Origin of the sequence: Emticicia fluvialis (assembly GCF_024793945.1) — a bacterium.
GTDB lineage: Bacteria > Bacteroidota > Bacteroidia > Cytophagales > Spirosomataceae > Emticicia > Emticicia fluvialis.
In genome coordinates this window covers 14,505-37,801 of the sequence record NZ_JANUSD010000014.1, presented here as the reverse complement: position 1 = coordinate 37,801, position 23,297 = coordinate 14,505, and the positions used below count along the sequence as shown (strand labels likewise).

The following is a 23,297-nucleotide window of genomic DNA, read 5'->3' as shown; positions in this document are numbered from 1 at the left end:
CATGAACAATCCCTATATATCACTTCTGCGCACCGCCTGGAAGTACGCCCGTCAGGAAAAGAAAAAGTACGTTTTCATATATAGCCTTTTTGTAATGGCCAATGTAATGAATGCGCTTAACCCACTGCTATACGGTTGGTTTATTGACAGTATTCAGAAAGACAGCTCTAAAATATGGAACAACGTTTTGTTGTATGCCGGGTTGTTTTTGTTTTTGAAACTGTTGGAGTGGAGTTTTCATGGGCCCGCCCGCATTATGGAGCGAGACCTGGCCTTTAGCCTGAGCCGTAATTTTCTGGAAGAACTCTACCACCAGACCCTGCATTTACCTATCCGCTGGCACCAGGACAACCACAGTGGCTCTACCATTAGCCGAATCAGAAAAGCATACGATGCCCTGAAACACTTCTTTCAGGATGGATTCATGTTTCTGCATGCCATATTCAAGTTTGTGTTTTCTTTTGGCGCCATGCTTTACTTTTCTCCGCTTTTTGGGGGTGTCGGGGTTCTGTTGGGTATTATCACTATCTGGGTAATTTTTAAATTTGACAAACCATTCATTAAAGCGCTTGACGAAACCAATGAGAAAGAGCACGTGGTATCGTCGACACTTTTTGATAGTCTTTCCAATATTATTACCGTTATTACCCTGCGCCTTGAAAAACGAATGGAAAACAGCCTGATGAAAAAGGTTTTTGAAGTACTGCCTCCATTCAGGCGCAATGTACGTATCAACGAGTGGAAATGGTTTGTGGCCGACACACTGGTAACGCTCATTTACTGCGTTATTGCAGTGGGGTACGTTTACCAGCACTATACACCCGGCCAGCCTTTTTATATTGGCGGTTTGGTAACTTTATTAGGCTATGTTATTCAGTTTACCAGCGTTTTTCATGATGTAGCCTGGCAATACACCAACATTGTGCAGTATAACACCGATGTACAGACCGCCCGAACCATAGGTGCGGCCTATACAACACACCATAGGCCGGATGACGAAAACTCATTACCAGCCGACTGGAAAAAAATAACAATTGAAGGCCTTAATTTCTCTCATAATGAAGTTTACGAAGCCAACAAAGTTGCTCACAGCCTGCATAATCTGAATATCAGCATTGAGCGAGGCAAAAAGATAGCTTTTATTGGTGAAAGCGGCAGCGGTAAAAGTACCTTGCTGAAATTGCTGAGAGGATTGTATGACTCAGAACCCGATGTAAAGGTTTCTGTTGACGGGGTGGAAACTGATTCGCTGGCTATAATTTCTGATACCATTACGCTGTTTCCGCAAGAACCGGAAATTTTTGAGAATACCATTGCCTATAACATTACGCTGGGGCTGCCGTTTGAAACCGAAGAAATAATGAAGGTAAGTGAAACGGCCCACTTTAAGGAAGTAATTCAGCAACTGCCCCGGGGGTTGGAATCTAGCATTCAGGAAAAAGGTGTGAACCTGTCTGGCGGACAAAAACAGCGGCTGGCACTGGCTCGGGGTGTGCTGGCGGCGCGTCTGAGCGAAATAGTGCTGCTAGACGAGCCAACCAGTAGCGTTGACCCCAAAACAGAAGTGCAGATTTATAACAAACTATTTAAGGAATTCAAAGACAAGGCCGTTTTGTCGTCATTACACCGCCTTCACCTGCTTACCAGGTTTGACTACGTATATATTTTACAGAATGGCCGCATTGCAGACGAAGGAACTTTTACCCACCTGAAAGAGCACAGCACAATTTTTCAGGAACTTTGGAAACACCAGGAACACCTGCAAACCAGAGAAGATAATCAATAAGCCATTACTTTTTCAGTTCGGCATAACCTATGGTGTGTATAATTACGGCACCATCTTTTGCGCGCTTACCGTAACTGTTTATGGCCAGCTGGTCTTTTAAAACACTTATTTCGCTTATATCATTGTGGTTTATTCTGGCCAGTTCGTCTTTATTTGTTACTTTGCCATCCAGAACAAACAAAACATCTTTGTCTGATTCAAGCCCGCTTAACTTCAGTTGGCCTGAATTGTCTCTGGCTGGTAAACTAAACACCATTTTCATATCCGGCTTTGCCTCAGTTACAAAACTAATTGGCATGGTAAATATTACATTAACAGGTTTGCCATTTACTTTGCCGGGTTTCCAGCGGGGCATTTGCGATATCACCCTGATTGCCTCTTCTTCACAACCATAGCCAACGCCTTTCAGCACTTTAAAGTCGCTGATGGTGCCATCAGTATGCACCACAAATTTAATAAAAACTTTACCGGAAACATTCTTGCGCTGGGCTTCAATAGGATAACGGAGATTACCAGATATAAACTCATACATGGCTTTTAAACCACCGGGATATTCAGGATGCTCATCTACAACATCAAAAATCTGGTCATAGGTTAAAACTGTGGTTGTTTGGGGCTTACTTATTTCTACTTCTGCAAGGGCAATATTGGCAAGAGCTTTTTCTTTCAATACAACATCAATTACATTTTTAGCTGCTACAGGCACAACCACTGTTTCAAAACCTGCCATACTAAACTGTAGTGTATCGTTTTCAGCCACGTTGATTCTGTATTTCCCCTCTGCATCGGTAATGGTTCCGTGGCTGGCGTTAACAACCAAAACACTTACACCGGGTAACCCCACGCCGCCTGACTTTGAAATTACCTTGCCGCTCACTTCTATATTTTTGGTTTCTGTAATAACTATCTGAGGCGTTGCCAGTGGGTTTAAGTTTACACTGCTATTTTTAAGACCCGAGAAATTTACTTCTACAATTTCAAGCATTTCATTTTTGGCAATAGTAGCCGAAGACAACACAAGCATAAGAATAAACAAAGGCACAGACATACCGTATTTCAACAACATAATCTTGCGAGAGCGTGGCTTACTAAGCATCTGTATCCGGCGTTTTAGCGTTGAGTGCGTAAAAAAACGATTGGTGAGGTAATCGGGCTGCAAGCCAAACTCTTGCGTAAAAAGCAGCAGGGCGTAGTCGGCCTTTGATGATTCGCTTAGAGACGCAATCTCATCAGCAATAAACTCGTGTATATGCTTAATATCTCTTTTATATAAGTACACCACAGGGTTGAACCAGTTCAGAATAGCGATAATCTCAAAAAGCATTACATCGGCCGAATGAAGCTGCTGCATGTGTACGTGTTCATGCGCCAGAATGGTATCTCGTTTTTTCAGGGTTTCGTCAACAAAGCTGTAGCCAAAAAACGAAAACGCCGTAAATTTCTCAAAATCCTTGTTACGCAGCACAACTATCAGCTGCATGAGTGTTACCAATAGCCTTACCGTAAAAAGACTGATACCGGCAATATAGAGTATCTTTAGTACATCGCCCCATGTAAAATTTATTCCGTCAGCCGGATGAATACCAATCACTGAGGGGTTGTACAAGTTATAAAAAACCAAATTGATTTCTCTGGTTATAAACCACGACTGCACATATTCGGAGTACCAAAGCGGAATGCCGAATGATAACAGCGCTGATAAAACCAGATAGAACCGGTTCAGGTTATGGAATGTTTCGCCAAAAAGTATTAGGCGATAAAAACCGTAAAAGAGAATAAAGTACAGATTAACCTGAACCAGATAAAATAAAAAATCCATTATTTTGATGTTTTTTCTCCTAATGCAAACATAATTGGCAAAACAAGAGAAGAACGGACAGCCGTATTACCGTTGCGGCCGGGTGTCCACCGGGGCATGGCCTTCACCACGCGGGTAACTTCTTCGTCGCAACCATAACCCAGACTTTTAACAATCTCGGTTTCGCTGATTCTTCCGTCTTCTTCCACAATTAATTTAATAAACACTTTCCCCTGAATATTCTTGTCGCGAGCGGCTTTAGGATATTTAAGATGGGTGCCCACAAACGCTAACAGACCTTTCATTCCTCCGGGGTATTCGGCAACTTGTTCTACCTGCGCAAGGGGTTCATTCTTTTGGGTTTGGGCAGAAAGACCTGTGGCAGAAAATACGCCAAGAGTTAAAATAAAAAATAGCTTTTTCATAAAATTTGTATAGTTGAACATTTGTTAATATTTAAATACTGTTATTGCCTTTCACCAGGCGCCCCTCATTCAGCCGTTAAAGCCTGACTTTTCCGGGTTGCGTTTTCGTTGGTCTGGGTTACCACAATTTTATTATGCTTACCTAGGGTTAACCTCATAAAAACTCTCGACTCTACCACCTGTTTTCTTTTTACGGCCGGAATCCAGTATGGCATGCCTTTCAATATGCTGCCAACCCTGCCGTTGTAATCTGCCCTGATGCCTTTATCAACCACTACATTGGTTATCTCGCCATCGGTGCCTACCGTAAAAGACGCATAAATGTCACCTTCCTTAGACGGTCCTTCCGGATATTTAAACTCTGTGGCAATGTAGTTTTCAAAGGCTTTGTTACCACCTTTGAACTCTGCCGGGGTCAGGTCAGAATCTTTTACTCTTCTTACATCTTGTGCCACCACAAAATAACCCATGCACACAATCAGCGGAATTAAAAAAATATACTTACCGGCTAACCAAATGGGGCTACGCTCCTTCATCATCATCTGAATCCGCTCTTTCAGCAGCGAATCCCTGAAAAAATCATTGCCCAGGTTACTGGCATTCACTCTGAAATTATACTCGAACAGAAACTGGGCATAAGGTACTTTTTCTTCTCCTTCCACTATGCTGTCGGCCAGAAACTCATGCAGTTTACGAAGCGAATTTTTATAAAGTATCAGAATAGGATTAAACCAGCAGAAAATCTGGGCGATTTCGATAAAGAAGATGTCCCAGCTATGGCCCTGGCTAATATGTACCTCTTCGTGGTCTGTAATAATGCCACGGTTATAAAAAACGTCGTCACGGTTGAGAATCAGAAAATTAAAAAACGAGTATGACGAATAAGATTTATTGGTACGCAAAAGCCAGTAATTTTGTCCGCTGCGGGTTTCAGGCTTGCCTATAGGCTCGCTTTCGCGTAGAAGTATATAAACACTCACCAGCGCCACAATAAACCTGAGACAAAAATAGGCTGCCCCAACCAGATAAAACACAGTAACCAGGTCCATCCAGTTAAAAGTAAAGGTTCGGGCTGTCTGAAAAACCGGCTGATATACCACCGCCTTTAGTGATTCGGTCGGTATTTCGTTAAGCGTATGTGGTAAAGGGGCATCAAAATTATAGGTATGTCTGACCTTCAGAACGGGCATCATGAAAGACGCCAGCACTGATAATAACAGATAAAATCTATTAGCCTGAAAAAAGGTATTTCTACGAAGAAAAACCCAATAAAAAGCAAAAAAAGCTGCCAATACCAGATTGACTTTCAGAAGGTAGATAAGTACGCTCATATAATGCCACGTTAAAAGTTATACATAAACACTATTTTTTTACCGTTTTTTATATTGTTTCGGGTTGAGGAGGCTTAATGCTTTTTCATTTTCTCAATCAGTTTCAGTATCTCGTCTGCTTCTTTCACATCAATCTTTTTTTCTCTCACAAAAAACGAGAACATTTCTTCTACCGAATTTTCAAAATATCCCTCCATCAGTTTTCCGGTGGCAAAAGATTTATATTCTTCTTTGCTTACCAATGAGTAATACTCGTGGGTTTTACCATAGGCCTTGTGGCCAATAAAACCCTTCTGCTCCAGAATACGCACAATGGTTGACACCGTGTTGTATGCCGGGCGAGGCTCAGGAAATTCTTCCAGAATATCTTTTACAAAGGCGGGTTCGCGATTCCATAATATTTGCATTACTTCCTCTTCCGCACGAGTCAATTCTCTGAGTTCCATCGTATTTTCTAATTGATTATGTTTTTTCGGCTTTCTCTGAAACAAATGTATAACTAATAATTTAGTTTCAAAACTATTTCGATAGTTTTTTTTCAAATAAACAAAAAAAATCCTGTGCCTGCCTAAGCAAACACAGGGTAATATAACTTAAAGGCTCAGGAAAATCAGTTACCCGGCCGTGGTCTTGCACCATTACCTTGTACTTTCGGGCCATCGTGCGGGGGTTCTTTCATCTCGTTGTGGCAAGATATACAACCCATTACCACCGGCTGGCGGAAGGTCTTCAGGCTGGCCAGTATCTCACGGTTCAGGCGGTTGGTCATGTCAAACATTTCGCGGGTCTGATTAAAATGGCGTGGTTTTTCAGAGGCAAAGTCGTTCAAATCATGGCAAAACTTGCAGGTAACACCCAAAGCATGGCCCCAGCTGTTCATGATACTTAGTACCTGCTCGGCCGATTTCCCTTTCAGCACCTTGATATTTTTAAAAACCGAGTCTGCCGCAACATTTTCTTTGCCACGGATAGAATCTTTGTAGGCTTTCAGGTATTTCTCGCGATCGGCCATCAATGTATCTTTCCATACAATGGCTTCACTGTCTTTTTTTGAGGTGGTACCAATGGTAACAAAAGACGAAATGCCGATAATGATAAACAAGACAGGAACAAGCAACTTCATAGGCTTATAATAGTTTAGAGTCGTAAAGATTAAAAAACGGCGGAATTTAAATAAAAACGGGCACTTATCAGGTGCCCGCCAGATTAAAATTTCTTTTTAAGGTAAGCTAAAGACATGCCATAGGCTTCTTTGGCAAGGGCCTCGTCATACTTGGGGTTACTTGGGTTGGCAAATCCGTGCACGCCGTTAAAGATTTTGTAAGTAAGGGTTTTACCGGCGGTTTTCATGTTGGCAGCAAACTCTTCAATTACTTCTTTAGAGATACGGGTTTCGGTAGCAAACAAACCCAGCACATCGCTGTTCAGGGTTTTCAGTTTTTCTACGTCTCTTACAGGCATGCCGTAATACATTACCGAGCCCACCGTTTGCTTACCGCCCAAAAGTGCCGACTGCAAAGACAAACTGCCTCCAAAACACCAGCCAACATTGGCAATTTTTGCATTTTTGCCAGCAAACGCTATCCCACCTTTCATGATGGCTTCCAGACGTGCCTCGTTGGTTTCAGACATAAACTTGCCCGCCTCTTGTGGGTTGGCAGTAACTTTGCCATCGTACATATCCAATGCCAATACGTTTACGTCTTCGCCCAGGTCTTTGTAGTAGGTGTCTGACTGGCGCTTGATGTAGTCGTTCAGGCCCCACCACTCCTGATACACCAGCAACCATTTGTTGCTTTTGCCTTTAGCTTTAATTAAATAGCCACGGGCTTCTTTGCCATCAGGTGTCTGAAAGGTAATGTCAGTACCGGTTGCCTGATAATTAATAGCCAGTGGTGCAGGATGCAGAGCCTGAAAAGCGGGGTCGAGCGCAAATTGTTTCATGCCATTTTCCGGGGCGGTATGGCATATTGTAATTTCTGAAGCAGGTGTGGTTTTTTCGGTATTTCCGAAAAAGAACAAACCCCACACTCCCAATAGAAACGCGTGCAATACAATGAAAGATTTAATCATGGTCAGAATAAAGTTTAGATTGATTTGATAACAGAACAGTTATTGAGCTTTTTTGTTAATTGTTTTTTGTCGTTGTCGGCAAATACAATTGCCAATATACATAATCGGCGATGTAAAACTAAAATGTGTAGATTAATTATGTGTTATTACATATAAATTGGCTAAAAAAATAGCCCCGCCATTGGCAGGGCCTTTCTTATTCTTTTATTCTAAGCAAAATTAAACCTTAAACATCTGCCGATACCTAGTTATCATCCTCTCATTTTGGCGTTCAAACCCACAAATAGAAGTACCAGCACACAAAAATAAAAAAATACTTAATGCGAAACAAGTAAAAGCAGCGAAATTTCGCTATAATACATTTCACTTAATACCCGGTCTGTTTCGCTAATCCGCCAGGCACATAAGCAACCGCCCCGCATCATTACAATTGTCTAAAGAATGAACCCTCTTACCCCTTTAGCAGAAGATTTTTGAACCGGTATAGATAAAATTTTCTAAATTGTGCGTTACTTACCATAAATTTGCGGATTAATTAAACTTGATTCATCAACTGACAACACATCTAAACTCTAAACTTAATGAACGATAAAACTTTATTCGGGCACCCCCGCGGGTTGTTTGTATTATTCTTTACCGAAATGTGGGAGCGTTTTTCTTATTACGGAATGCGCGCCATTCTTCTACTTTTTTTATTAGACAAAACCAGCGGCGGCCTGGGACTGAACGAGGGCGAAGGCGGCGCCACTTATGGCTTATACACTTTTTCGGTTTATTTACTTTCGTTACCCGGCGGGTGGCTGGCAGATAACGTGCTGGGCCAGCGCAAAGCAATATGGTATGGTGGCATAACCATTATGCTGGGGCATATTGTATTGGCGTTCCCGTCTTCACAAGCCGTGTTTTTTTTAGGTCTGGCTCTGGTTGCTATTGGCACCGGGCTTTTAAAACCCAATATCAGTTCTATTGTTAGTGAACTTTACCCCGAAGGTGGCGCCGTGCGAGATGCCGCCTTTTCTATTTTCTATATGGGTATTAACCTGGGGTCTTTTCTGGGCATTACCATCGTTGGGTATCTCGGACAAAAAGTTGGCTGGCATTATGGTTTCGGAGCAGCAGCGGTAGCCATGTTTCTGGGCTTGATTAACTACCGCGTTTTTGCTACCAGATACCTGCAAGACAAAGGGTTGTATCCGAAAGTTGCCAAAACCACTACCGAAACCGGAGCCCCGGTTAAACTACAACCCCTTAGCTGGATTCTACTGGCAGCTCTGGTAATATTTATTATAGCCATGCAGCTAAACGGTACCTTTGCCTGGGATAGCAAAAAGGGCGTTGCCACCTCAATGGGTGTAATATGCGTGGCTGTTGTACTGGTTTACTTTGCAAATCTGCTGTTTGCGTCAGGCCTCTCAAAAATAGAAATGAAAAGAGTGGTTATTCTGTTTATTCTTTTCTGGGGAGCAGTTTTATTCTGGGCAGGTTTTGAGCAACAAGGCTCATCATTACAGATTTTTGCCGACCGTTACTCCGAATTACCATTCGGTATGCCATCCAGTTGGTTTCAGAACTTCAACGCTTTCTTTATACTGCTTTTTGCACCAATGGTAGGCGGTATCTGGGTTTTTCTTGAAAAACGCAAAGCCAACCCGCCACTGCTTGTTAAATTTGCCATTGCGCTATTTCTGGTGGCAGTAGGTTACTATGTAATGGTTATAGGCGCCAAAGTTGCCGTTCAGGGCCTGAAAGCCTCTGCCTTTGTGCTTACTTTTACCTATGTGTTTCACACCATTGGCGAGCTTTGCCTCAGCCCCGTTGGCTTAAGTGCATACACCAAGCTGGCTCCAAAACAGTATTTAAGCCAGCTGATGGGCATCTGGTTTGTAGCCACTGCCTTAGGAAATTTATTTGCAGGCTTGTTTGCAGGTGGCTTTGACGAAGAAAACGTACAGCAAATGCCGCAGATGTTCATGAGCATCGTGTGGTTCTGTTTGATTGTTGGCGGTATCATTCTGGTATTACAAAAGCCATTGAAAAACTGGACAGGCGGCATAAAATAAAAAGTCTTTGCATTTTCCAATAAATCCCTTTTTTTTGCATTGATTCTATAAGAACGACAATCGTTTCCGGAGTAGAATCCTGAATGCAAACCTATACAAATGGCAAAATTTAGTACAAGTTCACGTGCAGATATTTTCACGCATATTGGTATCATCATTGCAATTTGTCTGATACTTTTCTTTAGCTTTTTCTTTCTGTATCTGCCCTGGAGCACCAACCACGGGCAGTCTATTACCGTGCCTGAACTGAAAGGAATGAGCCTGGAAGAAATGGAGAAATCGCTTGATGACCGTGACCTGGAATACGAAGTAAGCGACTGTACTTTTGTGGCAGGAGCCAAACCGCTGACTATACTGACGCAGTTTCCGAAGGCGGGTTCAAGCGTAAAAGAAGGCCGTAAAATATACCTTACCATTGTGTCAGAAACGGCGCCAATGGTTAAAATACCAGATATCATCAACAGGTCTTTATCAAGTGCTAAAAACCAGTTACTGAGCAATGGGCTGATAGCCGGAAACCCTGAATACATACCCGCGCTGGAAGGCAATTCGGTACTGAAAATAAAAGTAAACGGCAGAGAAGTAAAACCTGGCGATGCCGTACCTAAAGGCTCTAAGGTAGTACTGGTGGTAGGCGATGGCCTGGGCGACCAGATGGTTGAAGTACCCAATCTGATAGGTATGCTGGCAGACGAGGCCGAAATATTGGTTTCGGGCCAGAATCTGAACATTACCATTCATTATGTTGGCCCGGTTGATGGCACGCCAGATGGCACCATTGTGAAACAGCGGCCGGCCTCTGAAGGAAATAAAATCCGTATAGGTGATGTAATAGACGTAGAAGTAGCCGGAATGGACCCTAATTCGGTAATCCCTAATTAACAGTACCATTCTTGCCCGTAAATACAAAGCAGACCTGTATGCATTGCAGGTCTGCTTTTTTATTCGTAAAAGGCTAAACTACCTGATTTATAACTGCATTAAGCCTGTTTTTTTTCAAATTTCTTACCAGATAGAATTTAATTGTAGCAATTGTAGTTTTGCATTTAGCAACAATCCTTATTTTTGTAAAATCCGAAATAAAGAAATACCAATGGACAAGAATTATGACATTACCGCCGGGCAACTGAAAGAGCTGCTTGAAGGTGGCCAAGCCATCAACCTGATTGATGTTCGTGAAGATTATGAATACGAAGACGATAACCTGGGCGGCCAACTGATTCCGCTGGGTGAAATACCCGAAAGAATTGCAGAACTGGAAGCCCTGAAAGGCCAGCCGATTTATCTGCAATGCCGCAGCGGCGCCCGCAGTGGCAAGGCTAAAGCGTTTCTGATTGCGCAAGGCTTTGAAGATGTTCATAATGTTATTGGTGGCATTATGGCCTACCGCCAGCTAGAAAACTAAGCTTATGCTATCTGATTTCGGCATAATTCTGCTGTCATTTATATTTGCGGCACTGGCAGTAATGCTGGTTTTTGGCATTTCAAGGTTGCTTCGACCCAAAAGACCAACGGTTGAGAAACTGATGACCTACGAGTCAGGCGAAGACCCTATTGGCAATGCCAATATCCGCTTCAATGTCAGATACTACGTAGTGGCTTTGATTTTCATTTTGTTCGATGTAGAATTGGTTTTCCTGTTTCCATGGGCTACAGTTTTTGGTAATAAAGAACTGATTGAACAGACAAACGGACAGTGGGGATGGTTTACTTTAGCAGAAATGGTTATTTTCATTGCAGTGCTTGCTTTAGGGCTTGCTTATGTTTGGGCAAAAGGCCATCTTGAATGGGTACGCCCTGAGATGAAAGAACCCAGAATAGACAGCAAGGTACCAATGAGCATGTACGAAAACGTGAATAAAAAGTACGAAGAAAAATGAATTTCGAATCGCTTGAAAAAGACGCGCATATTAAAACCGGCGAGAGTGAAGTAATACTTACGTCGATTGATGAACTGGCCAACTGGGCAAGGGCCAATTCAATATGGCCTATGGGTTTCGGCCTGGCCTGTTGTGCCATTGAAATGATGGCCACCTATGCCTCAAGTTATGATCTGGAGCGATTCGGGGTTTTTCCCCGCAACTCTCCCCGTCAGTCAGACCTCATGATTATTTCAGGAACGGTAACCTTCAAAATGGCCGACCGCATCAGCCGTTTGTATGAACAAATGCCCGACCCTAAATATGTAATATCAATGGGTAGCTGCTCTAATTGCGGTGGTCCGTATTGGGAACACGGGTATCATGTAGTAAAAGGCGTCGACAGAGTTATACCGGTAGATGTGTACGTACCCGGCTGCCCACCCAGGCCAGAAGCCCTGATTGGTGGAATATTGAAACTGCAGGAGAAAATAAAGGGGCAGTCGCTGGCAGAATTGAAAAACTAAAAACAAAACACAATAGAGACCAGACGTGATGCGTGATTTTCATGCATCCCGTTTTTTTTGTTTTAGGGCGCACCTAAAACTTTAAGTAAAGAAAAAGTGTATATTGCACACGTATTATAAATACCTTTGAATCAACCGATTTTTAATGAGAACCATTATTTATTTCATTACAGCTATTTCTTTTTTTGTGCTGACCGCATGTACCAGAAGTGGCACAAAAGCATTAGAGCAGGGCAATTATTATGAGGCTGTGTTTCAGGCAACAGAAAAATTATCAAAAGATACAGATAACAAAAAAGCTTCTGCTGTATTGCCGGAAGCCTACAGGCATGCGCAACAAGAATTTTTAAGAGATATAGAACGCACCAAAGCGGCCAACCAGCAGTTCAGGTGGGAAGTGGTGCTCAATTACTACATCAGGCTTAATGACATGCAACGCGCCATAGACCGCTGCACCGCATGCCGCAGACTGGTGAATCCGCAAAGTTATTTCAGCGAGGAACAAAGCGCCCGTGAAAAAGCCGCAGCAGAACGCTATGCCCTTGCAACAGATTTATTAAACAGCCGCCCAATGAGCCGCGAAGCAGCCAGAGCTGCTTACAATCATCTGGAACGCATTACCACTTATGCGCCCAACTATAAAGATGCAGGGCAACGCATGGACGACGCCCTGAATGCCGCCTCTTACCATATAGTGCTGGAGCAACCGAAAATCAACTCTCGCCTGTTTCAATACAGTAATGAGTATTTTCAGGACAAAATTGAGGAATTTGTAAGAACCAACAGACGCATGAACCGCTTTGTGCAGTTTTACTCGCCTGATGAAGCCACCAAAATGCAACTCAAACTAGACCAGGTAGTAAGGCTTGAAATTGTAGATTTTGTAGTTGGGGAAACCAACCTGACCAACGACCGTGCCACCGTTACCAGCAAAGACAGCGTAAAAACCGGTGAAGCTACCATTAACGGCAAGAAAGTACCGGTTTACGGAAAAGTAACGGCACAACTTACGCGCGCTCGTAAGGTGGTGCGCTCAAGAGGTTTACTGGCTTTAGAAATTTTCGATTTTCAGACCAACAAAGTATTGTTACGAGAGGAGATTCCGGGAGAATATAACTGGGTAAATGAATGGGCGACCTTTAATGGAGATGAGCGCGCCCTGACACCCGCCGAAAGGGCATTGGCTGAACGCCGCGAGTTGATGCCACCGCCACCCCAACAATTGTTTATTGAGTTTACCAAACCCATTTATGACCAGGTAACCGGTAGAATCAGAAGATTTTATGATCGATATTAATACGCAGCAGGTGTATAACTGCGGTGTATTCCATTAAAATTTCAGTATTCATCTTAACGCTCAAAAACTATGTTTACCCGTCGAGACGCAATCAAATCTTTAGCTGTAGGTGGAGCGGCCACCTTGTTTTCGCCGCATACTTTGCTGGCCGGTACGGCTCCTAAAAAAGACAAACTGGGCATTGCCCTGGTGGGTCTGGGTTATTATAGCACCGACCTGCTGGCACCGGCTTTACAGATAACCGAAAAATGTTATCTGGCCGGAATCGTAACCGGAACCCCTGCCAAAGCAGAACAATGGAAAAAGAAATACAACATACCTGATAAAAACATTTATAATTATCAGAACTTCGATTCAATAGCCAATAACCCGGATATTGACGTAGTTTATGTGGTACTGCCCCCTAGTATGCACCGCGAATACGTAGTACGCGCCGCCAAAGCGGGTAAACACGTGTTTTGCGAAAAACCCATGGCAACCAGCGTTGCCGACTGCAAAGCAATGATAAAAGCCTGCCAGGATAATAAAGTGAGCCTGGCTATAGGCTACCGCTGCCAGCATGACCCCAACACCCAGGAGTTTATGCGCATTGGCCGTGAAAAAATATATGGTAAGCCACGCATGATTGCCTGCGGCGCAGGCTATGTAGACGGCCGTACCACCCATTGGAAACAGCAGAAAGCCCTTGGCGGAGGCTGTATGCCAGATATGGGCGTTTATGCCTTGCAAGGTGCCAGACTGGCAACCGGCGAAGAGCCCATCAGTGTTTCGGCGCAGGCTATTGTGCATAGGCCTGAAATCTACAAAGAGGTTGAAGAAACCATGCTGTTTCAATTGCAGTTTCCGAGTGGAGCCGTTGCAGCCTGCCATACCAGCTTTGGCATTCAGATGAACTACCTGCAGGTAAATTATGACAAGGGCTGGTTGAAAATGGAGCCTTTCTCTGCCTATAATGGTAATAAAGGCAGCCATTCGGGCGGAGTAATAGATTACCCCATCAAAAGCCAGCAGGCCAAACAGTTAGACGAAGATTGCCTTGCCTTAATGAATGGCACAAAACTGATTGCCCCCGGCGAAGAAGGGTTGAGAGATATAATTGTAGTTGAAGCAATTTATAAAGCAGCGCAATCTGGCGGAACAGTCAAGATTACAGCCTGACAATAAATATTTTATTTTTTAAAGCCACCTCTGCCGGGGTGGCTTTTTTGTTGGTCAAAAAATTCAATTTTTCATTCTTGCAACATTGTTACATATTTAGCTTAATCTAAATATATATTTAGCAATATTTTGAAATTTAATTTTATAGTTCTAATTTTGAATTATGTAATTTTGAAATTTTTGATTAGAACAATATGAGATTTTTTTATATACTTATTTTTTATTCACTTTTTTGCTGGATTACACCTGTTATGGCAGGCGAAATAAGAGGTACTGTGGTATCTAAAGACAAGCCTGTGAGTTTTGCCAGCATAACCATAGCCCGTACAACCGTAGGCGCCCAGGCCAATGAAGATGGCAAATTTGTAATATTGAATGCCCCAATGGGCAAACAAACGCTGCTGGTATCAAGTGTTGGATATAAAACAAAGACACTGACCGTTAATGTACCTGCCGATAAAGCCGTGAATCTGCTAATTGAAATTGAAGAAGAAAACGCACAACTGAATGAAGTAGTAGTAACCGGAACTATGAAAGAAACCGGCATAAATGATTCTCCGGCACCGATACAGATACTGAATCCTACGTTTTTCAGAAAAAACCCTACACCTAGTCTATTTGAATCACTTTCGATGGTCAATGGGGTTCGTCCGCAACTGAATTGTAATGTTTGCAACACCGGGGACATCCATATCAATGGCATGGAAGGTCCCTATACAATGGTGCTGATAGATGGCATGCCCATTGTTTCGGCCTTGTCAACAGTTTATGGGCTCAGTGGTATCCCCAATTCCATTGTTGAACGCATTGAGGTAATGAAAGGCCCCGCCTCTACCCTTTATGGTTCTGAGGCAGTTGGTGGGTTAATTAATGTTATAACCAAAAATCCGACAAAGGCACCTAAACTGAGTTTCGACTGGAACACGACCAGTTACCTGGAAAACAATTTCGATGCCGGCATCAAGGCAAAAGTCGGCAATGCTACAACGCTGTTTTCCGGCAACTATTTTGTATTTGGCAACAGAGTAGATATCAATCAGGATAATTTTACCGATGTTACGCTCCAGAACAGAGTATCGTTATTCAACAAGTGGTCATTTCAAAGACCGCAAAACAGGGCTTTTAATCTGGCTGCCCGCTATGTGTATGAAGACCGATTTGGCGGAGAAATGCAGTGGCAGAGAATAAACAGAGGCGGCAGTGAAGTTTACGGCGAGTCTATCTTTACTAAACGCTGGGAGCTGCTGGGTAATTATCAGCTGCCGTTCGACAAAGAAAAAGTTACGCTTAATTTCTCCATCAATCAGCACGACCAGAACTCGGTATATGGAACAACCGCCTATGTAGCCGTGCAAAAAATAGCTTTCGGGCAATTGCTTTGGGACAAAAAACTGCACAAAAACCATGACGCACTGTTCGGAGCAACGCTCCGAAATACGTTTTATGATGACAACACCGTAATTACCCAGACACCTGGCATTGGCAATGCGCCAGATAAAATATGGCTGCCGGGTATATTTGTGCAAGACGAAATTACGGCTGGCGCCAAAAACAAAATGCTGGTTGGCCTGCGCTACGACTATAACTCAAAACATGGCGGCATTTTCTCACCCCGTTTCAACTGGAAGTTTACGCCCGACAAAGACAATATTTTCAGATTAAGCCTTGGTAATGGCTACCGCGTGGTAAATCTCTTTTCAGAAGACCACGCCGCTCTGACAGGCTCACGCAAAGTAGTGATAAAAAATGAACTAAAACCTGAACGCTCTTACAATGCTAACCTCGACTACCATAAATTCTTTGCCTTAAGTAACGGTTATGGTAATATTCAGTTCAATACCTTCTATACCTATTTTGCCAATAAAATCATTGCCGATTACGACCAGGACCCGGAGTTGGTAGTGTACGACAACCTGAAAGGGCATGGTATTTCTAAAGGAATAGCACTGAATGGCGAATTCGCCTTTACCTCAGGCATTAAAGCATTTATTGGCGCAACGCTGATGGATGTGTACCGGATTGAAAAAGACGGCACTAAAATCAATCAGATTCAGACGCCCAACTTTACGGGCAATTATTCATTAAGCTATGCCTTAGAAAAAGCACAGCTAACAATAGATTTAACCGGCAATCTTTACAGCCCTATGCGCCTGCCGGTGGTTCGGGAATACGGCGACACCCGCCCCGAATACTCCCCCTGGTTCGGGCTGCATAACATACAACTGACCAAACGCCTGAAAAACGGTTTACAACTATACGGGGGTTTAAAAAACTTAACCAATTTTATACCTCAGCACCCGATTTTCAGAGCTGATGCTCCTTTCAGCGAACAGTTTGACCCCAGCTATAACTATGCCCCCATGCAACGTATCAGAGGGTTTATAGGTGCCAGGCTCAACGTCTTCTAAACCCACCGGAACAGAAATATTATTTTAATGGCGCTTACTGATTTTCTGAATAAAAGATGAGAACTTTGCCCAAAATTCACTCATCAGTATCTTATGAAAAAATCATTGGTTATGGCAGGCATTGTCTTGTCGCATTTTGGTGTAAATGCACAAAGTATTTCAGCTTACAAGCCAGACAACACCAAACCCAAAGCAATAGCAGGTATGAAACTCATCTGGCATGATGAGTTCAACAGCAATGGCAAGCCAGACCCTAATTACTGGCAATACGAAAAAGGGTTTGTGAGGAATCAGGAAACACAATGGTACCAGCCAGACAACGCCTCAATAAAAAATGGGGTGCTGCTAATTGAAGGCCGTAAAGAGGCTGTCAAAAACCCGAACTATGAGTCAGGCAGCACTGATTGGCGAAAAAACAGAGCCTACTCTGAATATACCTCTGCCAGTATCCAGACCCGTGGCTTGAAACAATGGCAATTTGGAAGAGTTGAAGTGAGAGCACGTATAGACTCTTCTTTGGGTTCATGGCCTGCCATCTGGACCCTGGGCATCAGCAAACCCTGGCCATCAAACGGTGAAGTTGACCTGATGGAGTTTTATAGGGTAAAAGGAATACCAACCATACTGGCCAATGTAGCCTGGGGAACCGACAAACCTTATGTGGCCAAATGGGATGAAGAGAAAATACCGCTGGCGAAATTCACCGCCAGAGATAAAGACTGGGTGAAGAAATTTCATATCTGGCGCATGGATTGGGACAAAGACGCCATCCGCCTTTATCTGGATGATGAGCTACTCAACACCACTTTGCTTACCGAAACAATTAATGCCGACGGCAGCAACGGCTTTTTGCAAGAACATTACCTGTTGCTTAACCAGGCACTGGGCGGCAATGGCGGCAAACCCCAAAAAGACCTGATTACCTACGAAGTAGACTACGTAAGGATATACCAAAAGGGCGACTAACTCGCCCTTTTACTTTTATACTCTGTAGCTCCGGTGGGCGTCCAGCTTTAAGAAGATAAATAAAAGAATGGTAAACGACCAAAGCGACGACCCCCCATAGCTTAAGAAAGGCAACGGAATACCAATAACGGGCATCAGGCCGATGGTCATACCGATATTAACCAGCAAGTGAAAAAACAGAATTGAGGCCACGCAGTAGCCGTAAATCCTGGCAAATTTGCTTCGTTGCTTTTCAGCCAGATTAATAATACGGTTAAGCAATGCTGCAAAAATCAGTATTACAATTAAACTACCCAGAAAGCCCCACTCCTCGCCTACGGTACAGAAAATAAAGTCAGTTGACTGCTCAGGTACAAAATCAAACTTGGTTTGAGTACCCTGTAAATACCCTTTGCCAATTAACCCACCAGAACTAATGGCAATTCTTGATTGTGTTACGTTCCAGCCATCACCCAACGGGTCCGAGTCCGGGTTCACCAATATCTGAATACGCTTTTGCTGATGTGGTTTCAACACTTTGGTTATAAAGAAATCGGTACTGAATACAAATATTGAGCCTATGGCAAACACGGCCACAAGCCTGAAGATATTCTGGGTGGTGCGTTCGTAGCGTTTCAGGAAAAAATACCAGAATAACCCACAAAGCACCGCAATACCCAGTATGATGTATAATTTAGAGAAAAACAGTGTAAGCACAAACAAAATTGCCAGCGATATACCCAATGCCGGATAGATACCCGGTAGGCCTTCGCGATAAAAAACAGCTATAAAAGCAGCAAAAGTAAGCGCCGAGCCGGTTTCCTTTTGTAAAATAATAATTATGGGCGGCAGCAGCACTATTACAGCAGCCACCAGGGCATCTTTAAAACGGGTGATGTTCACGTTCTGGGTACTCAGAAACCGGGATAAAGCCAATGCCGTAATAACTTTGGATATTTCGGCGGGTTGAAGCGAAAAGGTGCCTATCTTAATCCACGATTTAGAACCCTTAATTTCAGTGGCCAGAAATATGGTGGCAATGAGAACAAGAATAATAAACCCATAAAATATATAGGCGAAGGAGTCATAGAATTTATAATCTATAAACAATACGATGAGAATCAGAAAAAATGATGTACCAATAAATATCAGCTGCCTGCCTGCATTGTGTGATAACGAAATAATTTCAATAGGGTTTTCAGGGTTATATACCGCTGCGTAGATGTTCAGCCAGCCAAAAAAAACCAGGGCTATATAAAGCCAGATGGTTGTCCAGTCAATTCCTTCTCTGATGTCAATGTCACGTGCCATGTTTTCTAATTATGCTTAGCTGATTATTTATTAGGTGCTGTAAAATTTCTTAGTAATTATTTTAATGCTTGGGCTGCGCTGCCAATGCCAACGCATGGTTATTTGTTTTTGTCGGTACACCGGCCTGCTTCCTGGCAGCCATGGCCTCAACTGTTTTTATTGACAGGTTAACCATCCTTTCTTTTAGTTCCTGACGTTCCACTTTCCTTTTCAGGTATTTCTCAATCAGCAACGTGGCAATCGGCGCAGCAACAGAGCCTCCGGCACCGGCATTCTGCACCATTACCGCAATGGCAATTTTAGGATTCTCTCTTGGTGCAAACGCTATAAAAACCGAATTATCCTTCCCTTTTTTATTCTGAGAAGTACCTGTTTTGCCACATATTGCTATACCCGGCACAATTCCTGCGCCACCAGATACAGTTCCGCGCTCTACGGCATCCTGCATACCCCCAATAATGGCTTCAAAGTGCTTCGGGTCAATATCTGTTTTATGCACCTCTTTCAGCGCCGTATTCACCCCTTTAGCCTGCTGCCCTACTCCATTTACAAGGTGCGGGGTTATCCAATAGCCCCGGTTAGCAATTGTGGCTGCTAAGTTAGCCATTTTCAGCATATTTACAGATACTTCTCCTTCACCTATGCTTAAAGAGTAAATATTTGAGAATTTCCACTGATGCGCACCATAACGTTTGTCATAATATTTTATACCCGGCAGCAAACCGCTTGATTCGGTTGGCAGGTCTATGCCCAGTTTGCTTCCGTAACCGAATCTGGCCACCATTTGTTGCCATTTACTAAGCATTACCGGCGCTTCTCTGAAAGGGTTGGTCTCGGTACCCATGGCCATGGTCTTGCGGAATACATGATAAAAGTAAGGATTACATGAAAACCGGACAGCATTGTGCAAGTCGTTGGGTGAACCGGCATGCGGATGGCATTTTACCGGCGCGCCACCTAGCGGAAAGGCGGTTGACGGACTGATGGCTCCCATTTGCAGGGCTACCAGTGCCTGCACAAGCTTAAACGTAGAGCCGGGCCTGAAAAAACCGGTTGCCACACGGTCGTTCAGTGGTTTGTCCGGATTCCTGTATAATTCTTTAAAATTTCTGGCAAACTGTTTTCCAGACAGTATGTTGGGGTCGTAGTAAGGGTAAGAACCCATAGCCAGAATCTCGCCTGTTGATGGCTCAATGGCAACAGCGCAGCCGGTTTTACCATTAAAAAGGCTATCGGCCAGTTGCTGTACCTCTATATCAATAGACGTGTATAAATTTTTACCAATTACAGCCAGTGTATCATACTTGCCATCAGCATAAGAGCCTTTAAATTCTCCTTTTACGTTCATCATCGTAAATTTTACACCTCGCCTTCCTCTCAATTCCAATTCATATTGTTTTTCAAGGCCGGTTATGCCCACATAGTCTCCACGCCTGTAATACTCCACTTCCTGATTCTCATAAGCCATTTTACTTATTTCGCCAATATACCCTAAGGCATTGGCCATCGTATGCGCCGGATAGGTCCGGAAAAAAGACAACTCAAACGAAAACCCCGGAAAATTAAGCATGGCATCAGACACCCTCGCGTAATCTTCTTTAGACAATTGCCGTAGAAACAACGACGCCCTGTTGCGCGAATATGACCGGGCCGCTGCCATGGTGCTGTCTATGTAGTTTTTGGTTATACCCAGCAAAGCACAAAACATAGAAGTATCCAGTTTTTTTACTTTGCCCGGCACCACATACATATCGTAGACGTCTTCATTAGCCACCAGCAAATTACCGTTACGGTCATAGATCTGTCCGCGAACAGGCACCTGCCATTCTTTTCTGATGGCATTTGTTGACCCTACCGAATGGTAGGTTTTGTCTATCACCTGCAGATATAACAACCTTGACAGGTAAACAGCACAAATAGCAAAGAAAACGCCTAGGATTACCTGCTTGCGGTCCTGAAACATAAAAAAAACTTACAAAAAAAGGAATTGGGAAAAAGTGAAAGGATAACCACACGGGGGCGTAGTTTTCGTGTAACAAAGTTCATCAAAAAACAACATAAAAACATTTTTTGAAGCCAGAAAAAGTAAATTTTCTTTCAGAAATTTATTAAATACCAACCGATTGGAATATTTCATGGATTTATGCGATTTTTGCATTGATTACTTAACGGGTATTAAATTTATGACATATACCATTCATGATCTGGACCACACTGCCGACACCATTATTGCCAAGGCAAACGGAAGGACTATCTGGATATTTGAAGGCGAAATGGGCGCCGGTAAAACCACACTCATTAAGGCTATAGCAGGCAGAATGGGCATTTCAGGGGCTGTACAAAGCCCTACTTTCTCAATTGTAAATGAATACCTCACTGCCACAGGTAACACCGTTTACCACTTTGATTTCTACCGACTTAAACAGGAATCGGAAGCGCTTGATTTCGGGGTGGAAGAATATTTAGATTCGGGCAATATATGCCTGCTTGAATGGGCCGAAAAAGTAGAATCTCTTCTGCCTGAAAATTGTTATACAATACGGCTATCGGTTATTGATGAAAAAAGCCGAAATTTGTGGTTGAATTAATACAACGTAGCAAACTAAATAATAACTAACCTATGACAGGCCAATCTGTTTCTGAACTAGCAAGGCAATCGGTGCTTTACACGCAGGAGTCGCCCGAGATGATAAAAAAGGGAGATAAAAGCCTATTTATTGGCCTGCCAAGGGAGACATCGCTGCAGGAAAGCCGCATTGCCCTTACCCCCGATGCCGTAAGCCTGCTTGTAAGAAATGGCCATGAGGTAATTCTGGAAAGTGGCGCTGGCGATGCCGCCAAGTTTACCGACAACGAGTACAGCGAAGCCGGAGCCAGAATTGTCTACTCGCAGGCGGAAGTTTTTGAGGCCAATATTATACTTAAAATAGAGCCGCTTACCGAAAAAGAAACCGAGTATCTGAAAACAGACCAGACGGTAATATCGGCATTGAATGTACCCAATCTTGACAGGAAATATTTTGAACGACTGAATGAGAAAAAAATAACCGGTATTGCTTTTGAGCTAATTCAGGACAAAGTTGGCGGCTTGCCCATTATAAGGGCCATGAGCGAAATTGCCGGAAACACAGTAATGCTGGTTGCGGCAGAATTACTAAGCAGCGTACACAACGGAAGAGGCATTATTCTGGGTGGTATTACCGGCGTGCCGCCTACCAAGGTGGTTATACTCGGGGCAGGCACCGTTGGCGAATATGCCGCACGTGCCGCTTATGCACTTGGGGCAGAAATAAAGGTTTTCGACCAGCACATTTACAGACTGCAAAGAATAAAATATACCATTGGGCAACAGATTTACACTTCTATTATTGATTCTGAAACACTGGGTGCCGAATTGTCGGGCGCTGACGTGGTAATTGGCGCCATGCGCGCCGAAGACGGCATAGCTCCGGTAGTTGTAACAGAAGAAATGGTTTCGGCCATGAAAAAAAACTCTATTATTATTGATGTATCTATTGACCAGGGCGGTTGTTTTGAAACCTCAGAAATGACAACTCATAAGCAGCCTACATTCCAGAAATACGGTGTAACACATTATTGTGTACCCAACATTGCATCTCGTGTGGCGCATACGGCCAGCATTGCCCTGAGCAATGTTTTTACACCTTTTTTACTTAAAACAGGCAAAGTAGGCGGCATTGAAGAAATGATTTTTGCCAAACAATGGTTTACCAAAGGGGTATATAGCTACAAAGGCAGCCTTACCAACCTTCCGCTGGCGCAAAGGTTTAACCTGCGCTATAAAGACCTTGGCCTGCTAATTGCGGCCAGAATGTAAAAGATTGTTGGTAAAGGCAGTTTTGTTTATCAGTGCAACCGTTCAATCAATCAGTTAAAAAAAGACATGATTAACCATTCAAACGAAAATACAATACTTGACGACGCTAATTCGCCCGAATTAGACAAAAAAATAATGGGTAAGATTTCAGAAGATTTTATCATTGTGGCCGATCACCTGAAAGAAGCATCTTATCAGATTCGTAAACGTGGGTTTTCTGAACACCCAGTTTTTGTAGTAACCCGCACACCTGTTGAAGTAGGTCAGTTACTTTTTGGCCGGGGAGACTTCAAGACCCAGTTTGATTACAAAGCCTCATTTCTTGATGAATTTGTGCAACGCAATCTAATTGGTGAAGAATCGGTAGAGTTGTTTAAAGAAAACTATAAAAACCCTGAGGAATACTGTTGCCTTTTTGTGATTGAAAACGAATTTGCCGGTTTTGTTTTTGTGCCGTTTCCGGAAGACTGATTGTCTTTGG

General features: G+C 43.3%; 21 protein-coding genes. 13 read left to right on the top strand and 8 right to left on the bottom strand.

Annotation, left to right across the window (positions count from 1 at the left end):
• Position 1 precedes the first annotated feature (1 nt).
• Entirely contained in the window at positions 2-1,786 is a 1,785-nt protein-coding gene (locus tag NZ848_RS16085) for an ABC transporter ATP-binding protein (RefSeq protein ID WP_259016369.1), read from the top strand.
• A gap of 4 nt (positions 1,787-1,790) precedes the next feature.
• Here the strand turns inward: NZ848_RS16085 and NZ848_RS16080 are convergent, their stop codons facing one another.
• From NZ848_RS16080 to NZ848_RS16055, 6 genes are all read right to left on the bottom strand, one after another.
• Positions 1,791-3,605 (bottom strand): TonB family protein, encoded by a 1,815-nt coding sequence (locus NZ848_RS16080; RefSeq protein WP_259016368.1) that lies wholly within the window; start codon positions 3,603-3,605, stop codon positions 1,791-1,793.
• Positions 3,605-4,009: an energy transducer TonB gene (locus NZ848_RS16075; protein WP_259016367.1), complete on the bottom strand. Its 405-nt coding sequence runs from the start codon at positions 4,007-4,009 to the stop codon at positions 3,605-3,607. The genes NZ848_RS16080 and NZ848_RS16075 overlap by 1 nt, the downstream gene beginning before the upstream one ends.
• Positions 4,010-4,074: 65 nt before the next feature.
• Entirely contained in the window at positions 4,075-5,340 is a 1,266-nt protein-coding gene (locus NZ848_RS16070; protein ID WP_259016366.1) for a M56 family metallopeptidase, read from the bottom strand.
• A 74-nt stretch (positions 5,341-5,414) separates the two neighbouring features.
• Entirely contained in the window at positions 5,415-5,786 is a 372-nt protein-coding gene (locus NZ848_RS16065; RefSeq protein WP_253527750.1) for a BlaI/MecI/CopY family transcriptional regulator, read from the bottom strand.
• Positions 5,787-5,950: 164 nt separating this feature from the next.
• On the bottom strand, positions 5,951-6,463 hold the full coding sequence (locus NZ848_RS16060) for a photosynthetic reaction center cytochrome c subunit family protein (protein WP_253527753.1): 513 nt from the start codon (positions 6,461-6,463) through the stop codon (positions 5,951-5,953).
• Between the two features lie 83 nt (positions 6,464-6,546).
• The gene (locus tag NZ848_RS16055; protein WP_259016365.1) at positions 6,547-7,413 is read right to left on the bottom strand and encodes a dienelactone hydrolase family protein; all 867 of its coding nucleotides are present in this window, start codon (positions 7,411-7,413) and stop codon (positions 6,547-6,549) included.
• 581 nt (positions 7,414-7,994) lie between these two features.
• Between NZ848_RS16055 and NZ848_RS16050 the strand changes: the two genes are divergently transcribed.
• The 9 genes from NZ848_RS16050 to NZ848_RS16010 all read left to right on the top strand — a co-directional run bounded on the left by NZ848_RS16050 (position 7,995) and on the right by NZ848_RS16010 (position 17,688).
• On the top strand, positions 7,995-9,473 hold the full coding sequence (locus tag NZ848_RS16050; RefSeq protein WP_253527791.1) for a peptide MFS transporter: 1,479 nt from the start codon (positions 7,995-7,997) through the stop codon (positions 9,471-9,473).
• Positions 9,474-9,572: 99 nt separating this feature from the next.
• Entirely contained in the window at positions 9,573-10,355 is a 783-nt protein-coding gene (locus tag NZ848_RS16045) for a PASTA domain-containing protein (protein ID WP_253527806.1), read from the top strand.
• A 211-nt stretch (positions 10,356-10,566) separates the two neighbouring features.
• Positions 10,567-10,878: a rhodanese-like domain-containing protein gene (locus NZ848_RS16040; protein WP_259016364.1), complete on the top strand. Its 312-nt coding sequence runs from the start codon at positions 10,567-10,569 to the stop codon at positions 10,876-10,878.
• Positions 10,879-10,882: 4 nt separating this feature from the next.
• Positions 10,883-11,353, top strand: a complete 471-nt coding sequence (locus NZ848_RS16035; RefSeq protein WP_259016363.1) for an NADH-quinone oxidoreductase subunit A — start codon at positions 10,883-10,885, stop codon at positions 11,351-11,353.
• Positions 11,350-11,859 (top strand): NADH-quinone oxidoreductase subunit B, encoded by a 510-nt coding sequence (locus tag NZ848_RS16030; RefSeq protein WP_259016362.1) that lies wholly within the window; start codon positions 11,350-11,352, stop codon positions 11,857-11,859. The genes NZ848_RS16035 and NZ848_RS16030 overlap by 4 nt, the downstream gene beginning before the upstream one ends.
• 145 nt (positions 11,860-12,004) lie before the next feature.
• Positions 12,005-13,156, top strand: coding sequence for a hypothetical protein (locus tag NZ848_RS16025; protein ID WP_259016361.1), 1,152 nt, complete (start codon positions 12,005-12,007; stop codon positions 13,154-13,156).
• A 69-nt stretch (positions 13,157-13,225) separates the two neighbouring features.
• A complete protein-coding gene (locus tag NZ848_RS16020; RefSeq protein WP_101725851.1) occupies positions 13,226-14,314 on the top strand; it encodes a Gfo/Idh/MocA family protein in 1,089 nt (362 codons plus the stop codon).
• Between the two features lie 251 nt (positions 14,315-14,565).
• Positions 14,566-16,722 carry a TonB-dependent receptor gene (locus NZ848_RS16015; RefSeq protein WP_259016360.1) on the top strand — a complete coding sequence of 719 codons (2,157 nt, stop codon included), beginning with the start codon at positions 14,566-14,568 and terminating at the stop codon, positions 16,720-16,722.
• Positions 16,723-16,815: 93 nt separating this feature from the next.
• The gene (locus NZ848_RS16010) at positions 16,816-17,688 is read left to right on the top strand and encodes a glycoside hydrolase family 16 protein (protein ID WP_259016359.1); all 873 of its coding nucleotides are present in this window, start codon (positions 16,816-16,818) and stop codon (positions 17,686-17,688) included.
• Positions 17,689-17,703: 15 nt separating this feature from the next.
• On the opposite strand, the gene rodA is transcribed toward NZ848_RS16010, so the two are convergent.
• Complete coding sequence (rodA, locus tag NZ848_RS16005) at positions 17,704-18,978, bottom strand: rod shape-determining protein RodA (RefSeq protein ID WP_259016358.1); 1,275 nt, start codon at positions 18,976-18,978, stop codon at positions 17,704-17,706.
• A gap of 61 nt (positions 18,979-19,039) precedes the next feature.
• Entirely contained in the window at positions 19,040-20,941 is a 1,902-nt protein-coding gene (locus NZ848_RS16000; protein ID WP_259016357.1) for a penicillin-binding transpeptidase domain-containing protein, read from the bottom strand.
• Between the two features lie 220 nt (positions 20,942-21,161).
• On the opposite strand from NZ848_RS16000, the gene tsaE reads away from it, so the two are divergent.
• From tsaE to NZ848_RS15985, 3 genes are all read left to right on the top strand, one after another.
• Positions 21,162-21,566: a tRNA (adenosine(37)-N6)-threonylcarbamoyltransferase complex ATPase subunit type 1 TsaE gene (gene tsaE / locus NZ848_RS15995; RefSeq protein WP_259016356.1), complete on the top strand. Its 405-nt coding sequence runs from the start codon at positions 21,162-21,164 to the stop codon at positions 21,564-21,566.
• A gap of 32 nt (positions 21,567-21,598) precedes the next feature.
• On the top strand, positions 21,599-22,816 hold the full coding sequence (locus tag NZ848_RS15990; RefSeq protein WP_101725855.1) for an alanine dehydrogenase: 1,218 nt from the start codon (positions 21,599-21,601) through the stop codon (positions 22,814-22,816).
• A gap of 66 nt (positions 22,817-22,882) precedes the next feature.
• Positions 22,883-23,287 carry a hypothetical protein gene (locus NZ848_RS15985; RefSeq protein WP_259016355.1) on the top strand — a complete coding sequence of 135 codons (405 nt, stop codon included), beginning with the start codon at positions 22,883-22,885 and terminating at the stop codon, positions 23,285-23,287.
• The last annotated feature ends 10 nt before the right edge of the window (positions 23,288-23,297 follow it).

Excerpts from the sequence above, each read along its gene's own strand:
- NZ848_RS16085 (WP_259016369.1), top strand. The coding sequence starts at position 2 with ATGAACAATCCCTATATATCACTTCTGCGCACCGCCTGGAAGTACGCC.
- NZ848_RS16080 (WP_259016368.1), bottom strand. The coding sequence starts at position 3,605 with ATGGATTTTTTATTTTATCTGGTTCAGGTTAATCTGTACTTTATTCTC.
- NZ848_RS16075 (WP_259016367.1), bottom strand. The coding sequence starts at position 4,009 with ATGAAAAAGCTATTTTTTATTTTAACTCTTGGCGTATTTTCTGCCACA.
- NZ848_RS16070 (WP_259016366.1), bottom strand. The coding sequence starts at position 5,340 with ATGAGCGTACTTATCTACCTTCTGAAAGTCAATCTGGTATTGGCAGCT.
- NZ848_RS16065 (WP_253527750.1), bottom strand. The coding sequence starts at position 5,786 with ATGGAACTCAGAGAATTGACTCGTGCGGAAGAGGAAGTAATGCAAATA.
- NZ848_RS16060 (WP_253527753.1), bottom strand. The coding sequence starts at position 6,463 with ATGAAGTTGCTTGTTCCTGTCTTGTTTATCATTATCGGCATTTCGTCT.
- NZ848_RS16055 (WP_259016365.1), bottom strand. The coding sequence starts at position 7,413 with ATGATTAAATCTTTCATTGTATTGCACGCGTTTCTATTGGGAGTGTGG.
- NZ848_RS16050 (WP_253527791.1), top strand. The coding sequence starts at position 7,995 with ATGAACGATAAAACTTTATTCGGGCACCCCCGCGGGTTGTTTGTATTA.
- NZ848_RS16045 (WP_253527806.1), top strand. The coding sequence starts at position 9,573 with ATGGCAAAATTTAGTACAAGTTCACGTGCAGATATTTTCACGCATATT.
- NZ848_RS16040 (WP_259016364.1), top strand. The coding sequence starts at position 10,567 with ATGGACAAGAATTATGACATTACCGCCGGGCAACTGAAAGAGCTGCTT.
- NZ848_RS16035 (WP_259016363.1), top strand. The coding sequence starts at position 10,883 with ATGCTATCTGATTTCGGCATAATTCTGCTGTCATTTATATTTGCGGCA.
- NZ848_RS16030 (WP_259016362.1), top strand. The coding sequence starts at position 11,350 with ATGAATTTCGAATCGCTTGAAAAAGACGCGCATATTAAAACCGGCGAG.
- NZ848_RS16025 (WP_259016361.1), top strand. The coding sequence starts at position 12,005 with ATGAGAACCATTATTTATTTCATTACAGCTATTTCTTTTTTTGTGCTG.
- NZ848_RS16020 (WP_101725851.1), top strand. The coding sequence starts at position 13,226 with ATGTTTACCCGTCGAGACGCAATCAAATCTTTAGCTGTAGGTGGAGCG.
- NZ848_RS16015 (WP_259016360.1), top strand. The coding sequence starts at position 14,566 with ATGGCAGGCGAAATAAGAGGTACTGTGGTATCTAAAGACAAGCCTGTG.
- NZ848_RS16010 (WP_259016359.1), top strand. The coding sequence starts at position 16,816 with ATGAAAAAATCATTGGTTATGGCAGGCATTGTCTTGTCGCATTTTGGT.
- rodA (WP_259016358.1), bottom strand. The coding sequence starts at position 18,978 with ATGGCACGTGACATTGACATCAGAGAAGGAATTGACTGGACAACCATC.
- NZ848_RS16000 (WP_259016357.1), bottom strand. The coding sequence starts at position 20,941 with ATGTTTCAGGACCGCAAGCAGGTAATCCTAGGCGTTTTCTTTGCTATT.
- tsaE (WP_259016356.1), top strand. The coding sequence starts at position 21,162 with ATGACATATACCATTCATGATCTGGACCACACTGCCGACACCATTATT.
- NZ848_RS15990 (WP_101725855.1), top strand. The coding sequence starts at position 21,599 with ATGACAGGCCAATCTGTTTCTGAACTAGCAAGGCAATCGGTGCTTTAC.
- NZ848_RS15985 (WP_259016355.1), top strand. The coding sequence starts at position 22,883 with ATGATTAACCATTCAAACGAAAATACAATACTTGACGACGCTAATTCG.